This window comes from Mycobacterium sp. NGS16, from assembly GCF_059813225.1.
Genome location: NZ_JCALEE010000004.1, coordinates 14,393 through 29,946, shown reverse-complemented (window position 1 = coordinate 29,946; position 15,554 = coordinate 14,393). Strand labels below are relative to the sequence as shown.

The 15,554-nt window shown below is 67.0% G+C and carries 15 protein-coding genes and 1 tRNA gene; 8 read left to right on the top strand and 8 right to left on the bottom strand.

Features of this window, described 5'->3' with window-relative positions; all coding sequences use genetic code 11:
* Window positions 1-54: 54 nt before the first annotated feature.
* On the bottom strand, window positions 55-972 hold the full coding sequence (locus AC5Y4Q_RS11860) for an LLM class F420-dependent oxidoreductase (RefSeq protein ID WP_064923099.1): 918 nt from the start codon (window positions 970-972) through the stop codon (window positions 55-57).
* A gap of 64 nt (window positions 973-1,036) precedes the next feature.
* Window positions 1,037-1,279, bottom strand: a complete 243-nt coding sequence (locus tag AC5Y4Q_RS11855) for a hypothetical protein (protein ID WP_064923119.1) — start codon at window positions 1,277-1,279, stop codon at window positions 1,037-1,039.
* Window positions 1,280-1,351: 72 nt separating this feature from the next.
* Here AC5Y4Q_RS11855 and AC5Y4Q_RS11850 point away from each other — a divergent pair, with 72 nt between their 5' ends.
* A complete protein-coding gene (locus tag AC5Y4Q_RS11850; protein ID WP_064923097.1) occupies window positions 1,352-1,966 on the top strand; it encodes a hypothetical protein in 615 nt (204 codons plus the stop codon).
* 68 nt (window positions 1,967-2,034) lie between these two features.
* Here AC5Y4Q_RS11850 and AC5Y4Q_RS11845 read toward each other — a convergent pair whose 3' ends face one another.
* The 6 genes from AC5Y4Q_RS11845 to AC5Y4Q_RS11820 form a co-directional block, all read right to left on the bottom strand.
* Window positions 2,035-2,601 (bottom strand): hypothetical protein, encoded by a 567-nt coding sequence (locus AC5Y4Q_RS11845; protein ID WP_064923095.1) that lies wholly within the window; start codon window positions 2,599-2,601, stop codon window positions 2,035-2,037.
* Between the two features lie 67 nt (window positions 2,602-2,668).
* Window positions 2,669-3,226, bottom strand: coding sequence for a hypothetical protein (locus AC5Y4Q_RS11840; RefSeq protein WP_082952709.1), 558 nt, complete (start codon window positions 3,224-3,226; stop codon window positions 2,669-2,671).
* 134 nt (window positions 3,227-3,360) lie between these two features.
* Window positions 3,361-4,752: a hypothetical protein gene (locus AC5Y4Q_RS11835; RefSeq protein WP_064923093.1), complete on the bottom strand. Its 1,392-nt coding sequence runs from the start codon at window positions 4,750-4,752 to the stop codon at window positions 3,361-3,363.
* A 6-nt stretch (window positions 4,753-4,758) separates the two neighbouring features.
* Window positions 4,759-5,166: a type VII secretion target gene (locus AC5Y4Q_RS11830; protein WP_064923090.1), complete on the bottom strand. Its 408-nt coding sequence runs from the start codon at window positions 5,164-5,166 to the stop codon at window positions 4,759-4,761.
* A gap of 367 nt (window positions 5,167-5,533) precedes the next feature.
* Window positions 5,534-5,668, bottom strand: coding sequence for a hypothetical protein (locus AC5Y4Q_RS11825; protein ID WP_267887756.1), 135 nt, complete (start codon window positions 5,666-5,668; stop codon window positions 5,534-5,536).
* A 641-nt stretch (window positions 5,669-6,309) separates the two neighbouring features.
* Window positions 6,310-6,382, bottom strand: a tRNA-Arg gene (locus tag AC5Y4Q_RS11820).
* 110 nt (window positions 6,383-6,492) lie between these two features.
* On the opposite strand from AC5Y4Q_RS11820, the gene argS reads away from it, so the two are divergent.
* The 7 genes from argS to rpmE all read left to right on the top strand — a co-directional run bounded on the left by argS (window position 6,493) and on the right by rpmE (window position 15,518).
* On the top strand, window positions 6,493-8,139 hold the full coding sequence (gene argS / locus AC5Y4Q_RS11815; RefSeq protein ID WP_125225291.1) for an arginine--tRNA ligase: 1,647 nt from the start codon (window positions 6,493-6,495) through the stop codon (window positions 8,137-8,139).
* 50 nt (window positions 8,140-8,189) lie between these two features.
* A complete protein-coding gene (gene lysA / locus AC5Y4Q_RS11810) occupies window positions 8,190-9,554 on the top strand; it encodes a diaminopimelate decarboxylase (protein WP_499959266.1) in 1,365 nt (454 codons plus the stop codon).
* Window positions 9,555-9,556: 2 nt separating this feature from the next.
* Window positions 9,557-10,882, top strand: a complete 1,326-nt coding sequence (locus tag AC5Y4Q_RS11805; protein WP_064923084.1) for a homoserine dehydrogenase — start codon at window positions 9,557-9,559, stop codon at window positions 10,880-10,882.
* Window positions 10,879-11,961: a threonine synthase gene (thrC, locus tag AC5Y4Q_RS11800; RefSeq protein WP_064923082.1), complete on the top strand. Its 1,083-nt coding sequence runs from the start codon at window positions 10,879-10,881 to the stop codon at window positions 11,959-11,961. Before AC5Y4Q_RS11805 ends, thrC begins: the two co-directional genes overlap by 4 nt.
* A complete protein-coding gene (gene thrB, locus AC5Y4Q_RS11795; RefSeq protein WP_064923080.1) occupies window positions 11,961-12,911 on the top strand; it encodes a homoserine kinase in 951 nt (316 codons plus the stop codon). The genes thrC and thrB overlap by 1 nt, the downstream gene beginning before the upstream one ends.
* Window positions 12,912-13,173: 262 nt before the next feature.
* Window positions 13,174-15,132, top strand: a complete 1,959-nt coding sequence (gene rho / locus AC5Y4Q_RS11790; RefSeq protein ID WP_185746650.1) for a transcription termination factor Rho — start codon at window positions 13,174-13,176, stop codon at window positions 15,130-15,132.
* A 149-nt stretch (window positions 15,133-15,281) separates the two neighbouring features.
* Entirely contained in the window at window positions 15,282-15,518 is a 237-nt protein-coding gene (gene rpmE / locus AC5Y4Q_RS11785) for a 50S ribosomal protein L31 (protein WP_064923076.1), read from the top strand.
* Window positions 15,519-15,554: the final 36 nt, after the last annotated feature.

Below are 15,554 nucleotides of genomic sequence, written 5' to 3'. Positions count from 1 at the left end.
ACTTCACTTAAGGCCGTAAGTGAAGTCAACGACGTCGGTTGACTTCACTTATCGTCAGGCGTCGAACACCTCGCGCAACGCGGCGCCGACCTCGGCGATCACCCCGGGGGTATAGCCGGGAATGTTCATGGTGACCCCGCCGACGCCGGCGTCGAGCACCTTGGTCTTGATCTGCTCGGCGATCGCTTCCGGACTGCCGGCCACCATCCGCTGGCTCATCGCGGCGGGGATCTGCTCGGCGGTGACGTTCTGGCCGGCCAGCGCGGTGAGCAACATGGTGGTTTCCAGCGTGGCCGGATCACGGCCGATCTCCTCGCAGCTGCGCCGCACCACGTCCATCTTCGCGCGGATCTGGTCGAATCCGGTGATGAGGTTGAGGTGATCGAAGTAGCGTGCCGCCAGCGGGATCGTCTTCTTCTCGCCGCTGCCGCCGATCAACAGTGGAATGTGGTCGCGGAAACGGGGTTCGGCCATCGCCTCCCAAGTGCGGTACCACTTGCCCTCGAACGTCGGCCGCTCACCCCTGATCATCGGCAGGATGATCTGCAGCGCCTCGTCGAGCCGGTTGAACCGGTCGGTGAAAGTGCCGAATTCGAAACCCAGCTGGTCGTGTTCGAGCTCGAACCACCCGGTGCCGATGCCCAGCACCGCGCGGCCGGCGCTGACGACGTCCAGGGTGGTGATGATCTTGGCCAACAGGGCCGGGTTGCGGTAGGTGTTGCCGGTGACCAGCGTGCCCAACTGCACGCGTTCGGTGGCGGTGGCCAGCGCGCCGAGGGTCGTGTAGGCCTCGAGCATCGGCTGGTCGGGGGAGCCCAGCATGGGCAGTTGGTAGAAGTGGTCCATCACGAACACCGCGTCGAACCCGGCCGCTTCGGCCTCTTGGGCTTGGGCGATGACGGTGGGGAACAGCTTCGAAACGTCGGTGCCGTAGGAGAAGTCGGGGATCTGGAAGCCAAGGCGAATCGTCACCCGGTTGAGACTAGGGGTGGTAGAGACTTATCCGTAGCGATTCCGCTCTCCGCGAAGACGGGGATCAGTCGGTCAACTTTCCGAACCGTTGCTGTGCGGCTTGCCGCGTGGTGCCCAGCGCAACGGCGATAGCGGTCCAGGAGTCGCCGCGCTTCCGGGCTTCCCGAACCGCGGCAGTCAGTTCGGCATCGGCCTCCCGGACAGACTCCACCGCGGCGACGATCCGGCGGAATGCCTTGGCGTCCCACGCCGGGTGAGTAGCAGAGCTGAGCTGTTCGAGTCCGGTGCTGTCGTCAGTCGCAATCATGTCATGCACGGGATATAAGGTCGGGCCTGGTGCGCAATAATCCAAGCTGTGGAGCGGGCCACGCTATTGATGATGCCACTGATGACGGCAGGGCTGATCGCGGCGGGCGTATCGGCGTGCTCCCGGTCGACGGCCGGCAGTGCCGTGCGTATCGGCGATGCCGGATGTCAGCACGTCTCGGCGCCGTTGACGCCGATCACGCCGCGCGACGATGTCGAACCGCTGCTGTGGGTGCCGTTGCCGGACGGCTGGAAAATCCAGGACCACCGCCTCCGAGACATTCGGCTCTCGATGTGGTCGGACAAACCCACCCACGACGGCCACCGCGCGCACGCCTGGCTGATCATGGACTCCGGGATCACCGTGGCCGAGACACCGGAAGCCGAGCTGGAAAGCCAAGGCCGGGCGATCATGATCGACGGTGGCGGCGCGTCGAATATGCGCCCGACGGCCCTGCAGGTGTGCGGTCACCCCGCGATGCTGTTTCGGTACCACCAGGCGGCATGGGCCAACGCCCGCGAGCATGACGCCGAAGTCCTGGCCGTGGCCGCGGAATCGGCCGGCACGGTGTATGTGGCCCGCCTGGCCCTGTCGGCCGACAACTGCGATGACCCGCAGTATCGCCGCGACGCCGACACCATCCTGCGCGGTTTCGAAATGGTGCTGCGTGGGGCGGTCAACGGCTGAAGCGCCGGCGACCGCCCGGATCAGAATGCCAGCTGCAGCGTGAGGTGTGGTGGCGCTGCAGGCGATAGCTACAGTTTGTGCCCACTCAGTGTAAAAAAGACATTGACAGCTCCCGTGTTACTTGAGTGAATGCCCGCCTGGCGATAGAGGGTCCCGACCGTTGTTCCTCGCGTGGTCCATTCATCGCTGTACATCTGCCACTGCTCAACAGCTGCGCAGCGTTCGAAAACCCCGGAGTCAGACCACATCTCGGCCGATGGGGGCGGTGGTTGTCGTACCGGAGTCTGTCCGCTCGGCGCCGGGGGACAGTCATTCGCGGGCCGCACCAGGGTGTAGTCCTTGCGCGCGTGCATGGCGGTCAGGTAGGTGTCGACGTCGGCTAGCGGCGCCTTGAAAGCCAGGCTGATGCTGGTGTCGGTCTCTATCGGAGCGGTGGTCTGATGAGCGGTGGCTTCCAACGGGACCAGCGATGCTGGAAGATGCGCCCATTTGGCGGCACCGTTGATCTTCCGCACGGCGTCGTCGATGGGAATGTCTTGGGTGGACACCTTCGTGACGTCGTCGAACCCGCAAGCGGCCGGGACCTGGGCAACGAGAAGCGTGACGGTGATGGTAAGCAGGCGTATGCGTGGCATTAGCGCACCGCGCTTTCGGCGTTGATCGGCGTGTAGTTGCTGGGATCAGGGATGGGGCTCCAAAGGTTCACCTTTCAGTGGCGCGGGGGGCCCGGCGTTCCATCGACTGCGCGCGTTGCAGCGGCCCGCGCTTGGCGAGGTAATAGGCGGTCAGATAGACCAGAGCGAAGGTGCCAACGGTGATGACCGACGCTACGCCGAACTGTACAAACTGCCTGCGTGCGACCGGATAACGCCAGCTCGCGTCCCCGTATCCGGTGCCGGCAGCCAGCAATGCGAGCAGTGCGGCCACCGTTATCGCGACCCAAACCTCCCCTTTGCCGACGGCGGAACCATATACGTTCCCCGCGGCGATTGCCGCTATCACGACGAGCATCCACCACATCGTCGCGGCCGTGAGGAGCCCGCTGTACGAACCCGGCGTCGGATCGGCTTCTGGCTCCGTGGAGACGCTTTCCCCCTGAGGCGCAACTTCAGCGTCCGGGCGCTGGGCGCCGGCCGTCAGGGAGTAAATCTTTCCGCCGATCTTGATATAGGGCGTGGCCACATACGCCATCACCACCATTGCCGCCACGGGCAGAATGCCCAGCGTGGCCGCGCCGTCCCACGTCGGATACGTCGACATGGCGCCAGCCACTCCTGCTGCGCATGCAAAACTCCAGTAGAGGCGCCTTTGCGTACTTCTGCTTATATTGAGGAACGAGAGCAGAAATCCCGCAACGAAACACAGGGCAACCACCCAGAAAAGCCAATCGCTCATTATTGACCACCTAGGCCCAACGTCACGAGCTTCTCCCCGCCAATACCGCCTGCGACCGCCCCGAGAAGTCCGACGATCAATGTCCCCTCCGGTCCCACCAACGAGCCCCACGCCGCGCCGGCAGCGAATCCTCCAGCGATTCCACCGAGGGTGCGTCCGCCAAGTTTGGCGATTTCTTCGCTTTTCGGAGCGCCATGCGCGATGTTGTCGAAAGTCAACAGGGTGTCGAGTCCGATGCCAGCGTAGCCAAGCTTTCGGCCGAACATCTCGAGGGCTTGGGCATCCGCTTTCGACCACACCTGAGCGCTCCCCCAATGCCTGCCGTTCGGCAGTGCCGCACCGTGGGTCTCCGCGCCGCCGCCCAACGCTCCGCCCCAGCCGGCTATTCCGGCTCCCGCCTCGCGGATCACCTGCCCGGGTGACTTTCCGCTTTGTACTTCGTCGAGCACCCGCTGGATCCCGGGCGGAGACACGCCCGCCGCTTCCAGTTGATCGGCGAAACCGCGAAGAACCGTTTCCCGGCCCTGGGCCTCGAGCCTGTCGACCATCTGGGTAGCTTGATCCGGCGTTAGGGGTGGGCGGTCTGAAAAGGCTTGCCCGGATTCCAAAAAATCTTGAAGCTGACGTCTGGCTTGGGCGCGGCTACGTGTGTCGCCTCCGAGAACCGGATCGATTGGCAAGTCACCGACGATTTGAGCGTTTCGCAAGTCGTCAAGGCGTTCCTGCGCTAACTGCCGCGCCGTCGGGTCCGCGTCGGGATCGTTGACGATTGCCAGATCACGTTGCTCCGCTGGATCAGCGGGATCGGAACTGGCACGCGGCGGCCCGCCGTTCTTTCCCGCCCAGCCGTCGGCGCCCTCGTCGCCGAAGCTGAACTGGTGCAACCCCGCGCTGGCTGTGGCGAGGTTGCGGGCGATGTCGTCCTCGTCGCCGACGAGCTTGTAGACCTTGGACATGAGGAACCTATGGTGGTCCTCGGCTGCCTGTTCGCGTTGTTCGAGTTCCGCGGCGGAGCTATACCAGGTGATGGTGTCGGTGACGGACCAGTCTTCACCGACGGCGAAGTTGTCACCCTCGATTCCATCGACGGTGTCGAGCACCGAACTCTTGTTGCCGTCCTGAGCGTCAGCGCCGCGCTCGGCGATCCCCGCGAGGGTGTCGGCGGTGTCAACGGGCGTGCGGATTTTCACCAAGTCGAGGTAGGAGCGGTCCCGGAAGGCTTCGGCACCCGCACCGGTCCAGTCGGCCCCGCCGGGGCACAGAGAGGATTGGTGCACCTCGGTGAACGCCGACTCCCAGGTGCGCCCGAGGTTTCGCCAGGCGGCGGCGTTGGTCCGCAGGTGATCCCAGCTGGCAGCGCGGACCTCGGACAGGGTGGGTAAACCAGACATCGGGGGCTAGCGGCCTATCCCGTACCCGCCGGCTGCGCCGCCATCGATGCCTGACCCGCGCGGCGCGAGCGGGGTGAAGCCCGGCGGTAGGCCGCCCGCACGGCCGTCGCCGCCCGATCCGGCGGCCGGGTGCGAGCCCACCGCGGTAAGGCGCCGCGCGGCGTGGTCGTCCTGGTTTTGGTATTCGCCCGCCGCTTTGGTGAGCTTGCCCCCGTTCGCGGTCATCCGGGACTTGCAGGCGGTGCCGATGGTGCTCATGCCGGCGTTCACCGCGCTCGTGGCTGCGCCGGTGGACTGCCAGCCGGAGATGGTCACGGTGGGCAGAGCCGGTGCGACCGCCCCCGCGAGGGCTTCACAACGTTGCGCCGCGGAGCGCAGCCCTTCGGGTGTGACCTTGAGGGTGGGGGAGGTCATGGGGGAACTGTATTTGAAGGAGGCGACACGGGCCACGTGCCCTCGTCCGCGCGCGTGCGGTAGCGCAGGGTTGCACGTAGACCGGCGGGAGCGCCGCGCTGAAAATACCTCTGTTGAAGGGCCGACTAGGCCGCTGGCGCCCTACCGAGTTCAGCGGATAGCTCCGACCGTGACTGGCTTGCCTTGGCAAGGATGTCCGCGGCACAGGCCGCGCAGTAGGTGGTTTGGCTCTGCGGTCCGTCCCGTACTACCAAAGATGTTTCACCCTTGAGAAATTTCGTGATCTTTGGTGCGGTGGCACTGGTGCTTGCGGCCGGCAATCGCAGTACTGAGATGCTTCAGGACAATCTTGACAGCGGCCATGAACCTATTCTCCTATCGCCATTTTGATGGTTTGAACGACCTGGTCGCCGATCTGGTCTAGCGAGTCGTAGGCGGCTTGGAGCTGGTCGATGGTCCAGGTATCCCGACTGTCGTCCGGTTCCCCGACGAAGCTGTTCATTTCGCGGTTCATTACGACGTAGAAGGCTTCGACATTGTTGCCGCGGACGCCCTCTATGGATCGGATGATGTCGTACCCAGTGCGCGAGATGTCGACGTCGGTCAGGATTCGCTGGTGAACAGTTGTTCCGACGGTTGACGCTAGATACCCTACGCCAGTGGTTGTGCAACGCCGCTAACTCGGACACGACGTCGCGTAATCCGATCTATTTCAACGACATCGTACGCGCGTACCCGTTTGGCTCGTCCAACTGCATGCCAGTTCTGAGAGACCTCATCGCCAGGCATCCGACCAGTACCCACGGCAGTGCATGGGTGAGTGCTGTTACCGCTCGCGACGCGCCGGACTCTCCTGGATACGCCGCCGGGATCATGCCCGACTCCCGAACGTGGCGGTAGCGGTGTCGATTTGCATGGCTGGCGTCATGGCCGCGGGCACGGCGCGGAGAGTAGCGGGGAGGGGTGACAGCAGCCGGCTGGAAAAGCCTCGGCATCCCGGTTTGGGGCGTAAGTTCGCTGCATGCCGCTGTGGGCCTGACCAGGCCAACCGGATTAGTAGTGCAGAGGTAAGCCGATTCTTGCGACCGCTGTAGCAATCTTGAAAAGATGCGGTGACGTGCCATCAAATGACATCTAGCAAAGTGCCCCCGGCAGGATTCGAACCTGCGGCCTTCTGCTCCGGAGGCAGACGCTCTATCCCCTGAGCTACGGGGGCGCACGTACTACGGCGCCATGTGGGCTTTGACAGACTAGCGCATGAACGCCGGAGCCGATGAACCGGACGGATTCGGGTCCTGACCACGGAAGACTCTAGGATGGGGCACCGTGACCCCCGCCGATCTGGCCGAATTGCTCAAGACCACCGCCGCCGCGGTGCTGGCCGAGCACGACCTGGACCCCGCCGCGCTGCCCGCGACGGTGACCGTCGAGCGGCCGCGCAACCCCGAACACGGCGATTACGCCACCAACCTGGCCCTTCAGCTCGGCAAGAAGGTGGGTGTCAATCCCCGTGAGCTGGCCGGCTGGCTGGCCGATGCGCTGGCGCAAGCCGACGGGATCGCCTCGGCCGAGACCGCCGGCCCCGGCTTCGTCAATGTCCGCCTGGACGCCTCGGCGCAGGGCACCATCGTGGCCAACATCATCGACGCCGGCGCACAATACGGCCACTCCCAAGAGTTCGACGGCCTCAACGTCAACCTGGAGTTCGTCTCGGCCAACCCCACCGGCCCCATCCACATCGGCGGCACCCGCTGGGCCGCGGTCGGCGACGCGCTGGGCCGGTTGCTGTCCACCCAGGGGGCCGCGGTCACCCGCGAGTACTACTTCAACGACCACGGCGCCCAGATCGACCGGTTCGCCAACTCGTTGATCGCCGCCGCCAAGGGCGAGCCGGCCCCCGAGGACGGCTACGCCGGGGCCTACATCACCGACATCGCGGCACAGATCCAGGCGAAGGTCCCCAACGCCCTGAACAGTCCCGATGCCCAGGAGACGTTCCGCTCCATCGGCGTGGACCTGATGTTCGCCCACATCAAAGAATCGCTGCACGAGTTCGGCACCGACTTCGACGTCTACACCCACGAAGACTCGATGCACACCTCCGGCCGCGTCGACCAAGCCATCGAGCGGCTGCGCGCCAACGGCAACATCTACGAAAAAGACGGCGCCACCTGGCTGCGCACCAGCGCCTACGGCGATGACAAGGACCGCGTCGTCATCAAGAGCGACGGCAAGCCCGCCTACATCGCCGGCGACCTGGCCTACTACCTGGACAAGCGCGAGCGCGGCTTCAACCTGTGCATCTACATGCTCGGCGCCGACCACCACGGCTACATCGCCCGGCTCAAGGCCGCCGCGGCGGCCTTCGGCGACGACCCGGCGACCGTCGAGGTGCTGATCGGCCAGATGGTCAACCTGGTGCGCGACGGCCAGCCGGTCAAGATGAGCAAGCGGGCCGGCACCGTCATCACCCTCGACGACCTGGTCGAGGCCATCGGCGTCGACGCCGCCCGCTACAGCCTGATCCGCTCCTCGGTGGACACCCCGATCGACATCGACCTGGCGCTGTGGTCCTCGGCCAGCAACGAAAACCCGGTCTACTACGTGCAATACGCCCACGCCCGGCTCTCCGCGCTGGCCCGCAACGCCGCCGAACACGGCATGAGCCCCGACACCGCCAACCTCGGGCTGCTCACCCACGACAAAGAAGGCACCCTGATCCGCAGCCTGGGCGAGTTCCCCCGGGTGCTCAAAACCGCTGCCGCGCTGCGCGAACCGCACCGGGTATGCCGCTACCTGGAAGACCTCGCCGGTGACTACCACCGGTTCTACGACAGCTGCCGGGTGCTGCCCCAAGGCGACGAGCAGCCCAGCGAGCTGCACACCGCGCGGCTGGCGCTGTGTCAGGCCACCCGCCAGGTCGTCGCCAACGGTCTGGGCATCCTGGGCGTCAGCGCACCGGAGCGAATGTGAACGTGCACCCCGCCGGGCCGCGCCACGCCGAGGAGATCCACCACGACGGGCTGCCGCCGCGGCCGCAAAACCCGCAGCAACTGCTGGAGCTGGCCCCGAACGTGTGGCCACGCAACACCGTTCGCGGTGACGACGGCCAAGTAAGAATCGCCGGGGTGACCGTCACCGACCTGGCGCAGCAGTACGGCACCCCGCTGTTCGTCATCGACGAGGACGACTTCCGGGGCCGTTGCCGCGAGATCGCCGAGGCGTTCGGCGGCGGCGACAACGTGCACTACGCCGCCAAGGCCTTCCTGTGCAGTGAGATCGCGCGCTGGATCGACCAGGAGGGCCTGAACCTCGACGTCGCCACCGGAGGCGAGCTGGCCGTCGCCCTGCACGCCGGCTTCCCCGCGGCTCGGATCACCTTGCACGGCAACAACAAATCGGTCGCCGAACTGACCACCGCGGTCAACGCCGGCGTCGGCCACATCGTGCTGGACTCGCTGATCGAGGTCGACCGCCTCGAAGCGGTGGCCCAGAAAGCCGGGATCATGCAGGACGTGCTGGTGCGGGTCACCGTCGGCGTGGAGGCGCACACCCACGAATTCATCTCCACCGCCCACGAAGACCAGAAGTTCGGGCTGTCGCTGGCCAGCGGCGCAGCGATGGAGGCCATCAGAAAGGTTTTCGCCACCGAGCATCTGCGGCTGGTCGGGCTGCACAGTCACATCGGGTCGCAGATTTTCGATGTCGCCGGCTTCGAAATCGCCGCCCACCGGGTTATCGGCCTGCTGCGCGACGTGGTCGCCGAGTTCGGTGTCGACAAGACCGCCCAGCTGTCGGTCATCGATCTCGGCGGGGGACTGGGCATTTCCTATCTGCCGCAAGACGACCCGCCGCCGATGGCCGAGCTCGCGTCCAAACTGACCGCGATCGTGCGGGACGAGTCGGCGGCGGTCGGCTTGCCCGCCCCGCAGCTGGTAGTCGAACCCGGCCGCGCTATCGCCGGGCCGGGCACCATCACGCTCTATGAGGTCGGCACCGTCAAAGATGTCGACATCAGCGCCACCGCGCATCGCCGCTACGTCAGCGTCGACGGCGGCATGAGCGACAACATCCGCCCGGCGCTCTATGACGCGCACTATGACGTGCGGTTGGTGTCGCGGACCGGAAACGCCGGCCCGGTGCCGGCGCGCATCGTCGGCAAGCACTGCGAGACCGGCGACATCATCGTCCGCGACACCTGGGTACCCGAGGACCTGGTTCCCGGCGACCTGATTGCCGTGGCCGCCACCGGCGCCTACTGCTACTCGATGTCGAGCCGGTACAACCTGCTCACCCGTCCCGCGGTGGTGGCGGTGCGGGACGGGAAGGCTCGCCTTATGCTGCGCCGGGAAACCGTCGATGACCTGATCAGCCTGGAGGTGAGGTAAGCGTGTCCGATTCCGCAAGTCCGGTGGGCGTCGCCGTCCTCGGATTGGGCAACGTCGGCAGTGAAGTCGTCCGCATCCTCGAGGCCAGCGCCGATGACCTGGCCGCCCGGATCGGTGCTCCGCTGGTGCTGCGCGGCATCGGCGTGCGCCGGGTGGCGGCTGATCGCGGCGTGCCGGTCGAGTTGCTCACCGACGACATCGACAGCCTGGTGTCGCGCAGCGACGTCGACATCGTGGTGGAGTTGATGGGCCCGGTCGAGCCCGCCCGCAAGGCGATCCTGGGGGCGATCACCCACGGCAAGTCCGTCGTCACGGCCAACAAGGCCCTGCTGTCGCGCTCCACCGGCGAGTTGGCCGAGGCCGCCGAGACCGCCCGGGTGGACATGTACTTCGAGGCCAGCGTCGCCGGCGCCATCCCGGTGATCCGGCCGCTGACGCAATCACTGGCCGGCGACAGCGTGCTGCGGGTGGCTGGCATCGTCAACGGCACCACCAACTACATCCTGTCCGAAATGGACTCCACCGGCGCCGACTACACCAGCGCCCTGGCCGACGCGAGCGCACTGGGCTACGCCGAGGCCGACCCCACCGCCGACGTGGAGGGCTACGACGCAGCCGCCAAGGCCGCGATCCTCGCCTCGATCGCCTTCCACACCCGGGTCACCGCCGACGACGTCTACCGCGAGGGCATCACCAACATCACCCCGGAGGACTTCACCGCGGCACGCGCGCTGGGGTGCACGATCAAACTGCTGGCCATCTGCGAACGCATCACCACACGCGATGGGCAACAGCGGGTTTCGGCCCGGGTCTACCCGGCGCTGGTGCCGCTGGAGCATCCGTTGGCCACCGTCAACGGCGCCTTCAATGCGGTGGTGGTCGAGGCCGAAGCGGCCGGCCGGCTGATGTTCTACGGGCAGGGCGCCGGCGGTGCGCCGACCGCCTCGGCGGTCATGGGCGATCTGGTGATGGCCGCCCGCAACCGGGTGCAGGGCGGGCGCGGACCGCGCGAATCCAAGTACGCCCAACTGGCCATCGCGCCGATCGGCGATGTGCAGACCCGCTACTACGTCAGCATGGACGTCGCCGACAAGCCGGGCGTGTTGTCCACGGTGGCAGCCGAATTCGCCGCCCATGAGGTGAGCATCGCCGAGGTGCGCCAGGAAGGCGTGTCTGACGACGAGGGCCAACTTGTCGGTGCCCGGATCGTGGTAGTCACCCACCGGGCAGCTGAATCGGCGCTGTCGAAAACCGTTGCGGCGCTGGCCGAACTGGATGCCGTCCAGCGGGTCGCCAGCGTGCTCCGATTGGAAGGAACAGACCAGTGAGCTCCACCCGGACCTCGATCCATCAACCGTGGCCGGGTCTGATCGGCGCCTACCGCGACCGGCTTCCCGTCGCCGACGACTGGACGCCGATCACCCTGCACGAGGGCGGCACCCCGCTGGTCCACGCCAAGCGGATCTCCGAACAGACCGGCTGCACCGTCCACCTGAAGGTGGAGGGGCTAAACCCGACCGGTTCGTTCAAAGACCGCGGAATGACGATGGCCGTCACCGACGCGGTGGCCCGCGGCCAGCAGGTGGTGTTGTGCGCCTCGACCGGAAACACCTCGGCCTCGGCGGCGGCCTACGCCGCGCGGGCCGGCATCACCTGCGCGGTGCTGATCCCGCAGGGCAAGATCGCGATGGGCAAGCTGGCCCAGGCGGTCATGCACGGTGCCAAGATCATCCAGATCGACGGCAACTTCGACGACTGCCTGGAGCTGGCCCGCAAGATGGCCACCGACTTTCCGACCATCTCGCTGGTGAACTCGGTGAACCCGGTGCGCATCGAAGGCCAGAAGACCGCGGCGTTCGAGATCGTCGACGCGCTGGGCACCGCACCCGACATCCACTCGCTGCCGGTCGGCAACGCCGGCAACATCACCGCGTACTGGAAGGGCTACCGCGAATACCACGCCGACGGCCTGACCGAGAAGCTGCCGAAGATGCTGGGCACGCAGGCCGCCGGTGCGGCGCCGCTGGTGCTCGGTGAGCCGGTCAAGAACCCCGAGACCATCGCCACCGCGATCCGCATCGGCTCGCCGGCGTCGTGGTCGCAGGCCGTGGAAGCCCAGCAGGACTCCGGCGGGCGGTTCCTGGCCGCCACTGACGACGAGATTCTGGCCGCCTACCACCTGGTGGCCGAGTCCGAGGGCGTCTTCGTCGAGCCGGCCTCGGCGGCCAGCATCGCCGGGCTGCTCAAATCGGTGGCCGACGGCTGGGTGCCGCGCGGCTCGACCGTGGTGTGCACGGTCACCGGGAACGGGCTCAAGGACCCCGACACCGCGCTGCGAGACCTGCCCGAGGTCACCGCGGTTCCCGTCGACGCGGCCACGGTGGTCGCCGAATTGGGGCTGGCCTAGTGGTCGAACTGTTGCCGCCCGGGTTGACGGCCAGCGTCGCGGTGGCGGCGTCGAGCGCCAACCTGGGACCCGGCTTCGACAGCCTCGGCCTGGCGTTGGGCCTCTACGACGAGGTCATCGTAGAGACGGTTGACTCCGGCCTGGTGGTGCAGGTCGAGGGGGAGGGCGCCGGCCAGGTTCCGTTGACGTCGGATCACCTTGTGGTCCAAGGCATCCAGCGCGGGCTCCGAGAAGTCGGCGTCGAGGTTCCCGGGATGGTGGTGCGCTGCCGCAACGCTATCCCGCACCAGCGTGGGCTGGGATCGTCTGCGGCCGCGGTGGTCGGCGGCTTGGCTGTAGTCAACGGCCTTGTCGCGCAACTTGTTCGGCCGGGGCTATCCGAATCGCAGTTGATCCAACTCGCTTCGGAGTTCGAGGGCCACCCCGACAACGCCGCCGCTGCCGTGTTGGGCGGTGCGGTGGTTTCCTGGACCGCCAGTAAGGCCGATGGCAGCGGCGACGAGTATCGCGCGGCGGGCTTGCGGCTGCACCCTGACATCCATCTGTTCCCGGCGATACCGCAACTGCGGTCATCGACCGCGGAGACGCGGGCGCTGCTGCCCGAACAGGTCAGCCACCGCGACGCCCGGTTCAACGTCAGCCGCGCCGCGCTGCTGGTGGTCGCGCTGACCGAGCGGCCCGACCTGCTGCTGGCGGCGACCGAGGATCTGCTGCACCAGCCGCAGCGCGCTGCGGCGCAGCCCGAGTCGGCGCAGTTCCTGCAACTGCTGCGCGAGCACGGAATCGCCGCCGTGCTCTCCGGCGCCGGGCCGGCGGTAGTCGCGCTGAGCACCGCGGCGGGGTTGCCTGCTGAGGTACTTGAGGCTCCGGCGGCGCGTGGGTTCACTGTGACCGAGATGCGGGTCGGCGACGCCGTCAAATGGAACACCGGGGTTGTAGTGCCCGGTTGAGGCACGCCGCGCGCCACCTGTTGCGTCCGGCTCCGAAGCGGGCTATCCTCGGTCCCGTCCCGCATTCGCGGCATCAGCACCTGGATCAGACTGCGATGTCACTGGGATGCCACTAAATTCTTCCCGTAGCTGACGGCTTGCGATTTGACGCCGTCGATACGGGTATCACCGTTAAACAGTCGACGGTGACAGCACTCGGCGATTCCGCTGAATGCACCCAACCCCTCGCGTGACAAAACCGACGAGGGAAGAAAGGAAATCCGTGACCGAAACGGACCTCTTCACGGCTGAAGGCGGCGCCGGACAGGATTCGCTGTCGACCCCCCCGAGCGCTCTCGAGACCCCGAGCCAAGGCGCTTTGGCGCCCACCAATGCTGGCAGCGACGTCACTGCGGCGCCCGCCACCTCGGCGTCAGCCCCCGTCGCCGCGCCTGAGAACGGTGCCGCGACAACCATGCCGGAGTTGTCGGCGATGGTGCTGCCCGAGCTGCGGGCGCTGGCCAACCGCGTCGGCGTCAAAGGCTCCTCCGGGATGCGCAAGAGCGAGCTGATCGCTGCGATCCGCGAAGCCGGCGGCAACGGCGGCAACGGCGGCGCCGCGCAAGCCGATGCTCCGAACGCCGAGACGCCCGCGGCAAACGGCGCCGAGCCCGCCCAGGCCGAGCCCGCTCAAGCCGAGCCCGCGCGGGCCGAAGCCACCGAGGGCGAAGCCACCGACGCACCGCCTCGCCGCGAACGGCGTAGCGCCCGCCGGGAGACCGGTGCGCCGGCCGCCGATGCCGGCGAGCAGGACAAGGGTGAGGCTCGCAAGCAGGACAAACAGGACAAGCCCGACAAGCAGGACAAGCCCGACGAGAAAGCCGAGCAGGGCCGTCGCGACGGCGCCAAGTCCGAGGAATCGGCTCAGGCCAAGGGCGGAGACCAGGGCGGGGAGCAGAACCGCGGCCAGCAGGGCGGGCAGCAGAGTTCCGATGACGACGACGGGCGCGGGGGCCGGCGCGGCCGGCGGTTCCGCGACCGGCGCCGCCGTGGCGAACGCGGCGGTGAGGGCGGCGACACCGAACTGCGCGAGGACGACGTGGTGCAGCCGGTGGCCGGCATCCTCGACGTGCTGGACAACTACGCGTTCGTGCGCACCTCCGGCTACCTGGCCGGCCCCAACGACGTCTACGTGTCGATGAACATGGTCCGCAAGAACGGGCTGCGCCGCGGTGACGCGGTGACCGGTGCGGTGCGGGTGCCCCGCGATGGCGAGCAGCCCAACCAGCGGCAGAAGTTCAACCCGCTGGTGCGGTTGGACTCCGTCAACGGCGGACCCGTCGAGGACGCCAAGAAGCGTCCCGAGTTCTCCAAGCTGACCCCGCTGTACCCCAACCAGCGGCTGCGGCTGGAGACCTCGACCGAGAAGCTGACCACCCGCGTCATCGACCTGATCATGCCGATCGGCAAGGGGCAGCGCGCGCTGATCGTGTCACCGCCCAAGGCCGGTAAGACCACGATCATGCAGGACATCGCCAACGCGATCACCCGCAACAACCCGGAGTGCCACCTGATGGTGGTGCTGGTCGACGAACGGCCCGAGGAAGTCACCGACATGCAGCGCTCGGTCAAGGGGGAGGTCATCGCCTCCACCTTCGACCGGCCGCCGTCGGACCACACTCAGGCTGCCGAGCTGGCCATCGAGCGGGCCAAGCGCCTGGTCGAGCAGGGCAAGGACGTCGTGGTGCTGCTGGACTCGATCACCCGGCTGGGGCGCGCCTACAACAACGCCTCCCCGGCGTCGGGCCGCATCCTCTCCGGTGGTGTGGACTCCACCGCGCTGTACCCGCCCAAGCGGTTCCTGGGCGCGGCCCGCAACATCGAGGACGGCGGCTCGCTGACCATCATCGCCACCGCGATGGTGGAGACCGGGTCCACCGGTGACACGGTGATCTTCGAGGAGTTCAAGGGCACCGGCAACGCCGAGCTCAAGCTGGACCGCAAGATCGCCGAGCGTCGGGTGTTCCCGGCCGTCGACGTCAATCCCTCCGGCACCCGCAAGGACGAGCTGCTGCTCTCGCCGGATGAGTTCGCGATCGTGCACAAGCTGCGCCGGCTGCTCTCGGGGCTGGACTCGCATCAGGCGATCGACTTGCTGATGAGTCAGCTGCGCAAGACCAAGAACAACTACGAGTTCCTGGTCCAGGTCTCCAAGACCACGCCGGGCATGGACAACGACTGACCTGCTGGCGGACCGCAGCCGGAATGCACCGGGCCGTCCCGACGTTTTGGGAGCGGACAGCGCAGCTGGCATAATCGAACACCTCGGGTTCCGGTTCACGTCCAGCCCACAGGCGGGCGACCCGGCGACCCACGATCGAAGAGGACATCATGAAATCTGGCATTCACCCTGCCTACGTCGAGACCACCGTGGTCTGCGGTTGCGGCAACAGCTTCACCACCCGCAGCACCAAGGAGAGCGGCCACATCGTGGTCGAGGTGTGCTCGCAGTGCCACCCGTTCTACACCGGTAAGCAGAAGATTCTCGACAGCGGCGGCCGGGTCGCTCGCTTCGAGAAGCGCTACGGCAAGCGCAAGACCGGCGCCGCAGAAGCCGCCGACAAGTAGCGTCCTCACCGACGCCCGGAACGTGTCCGCACGTCG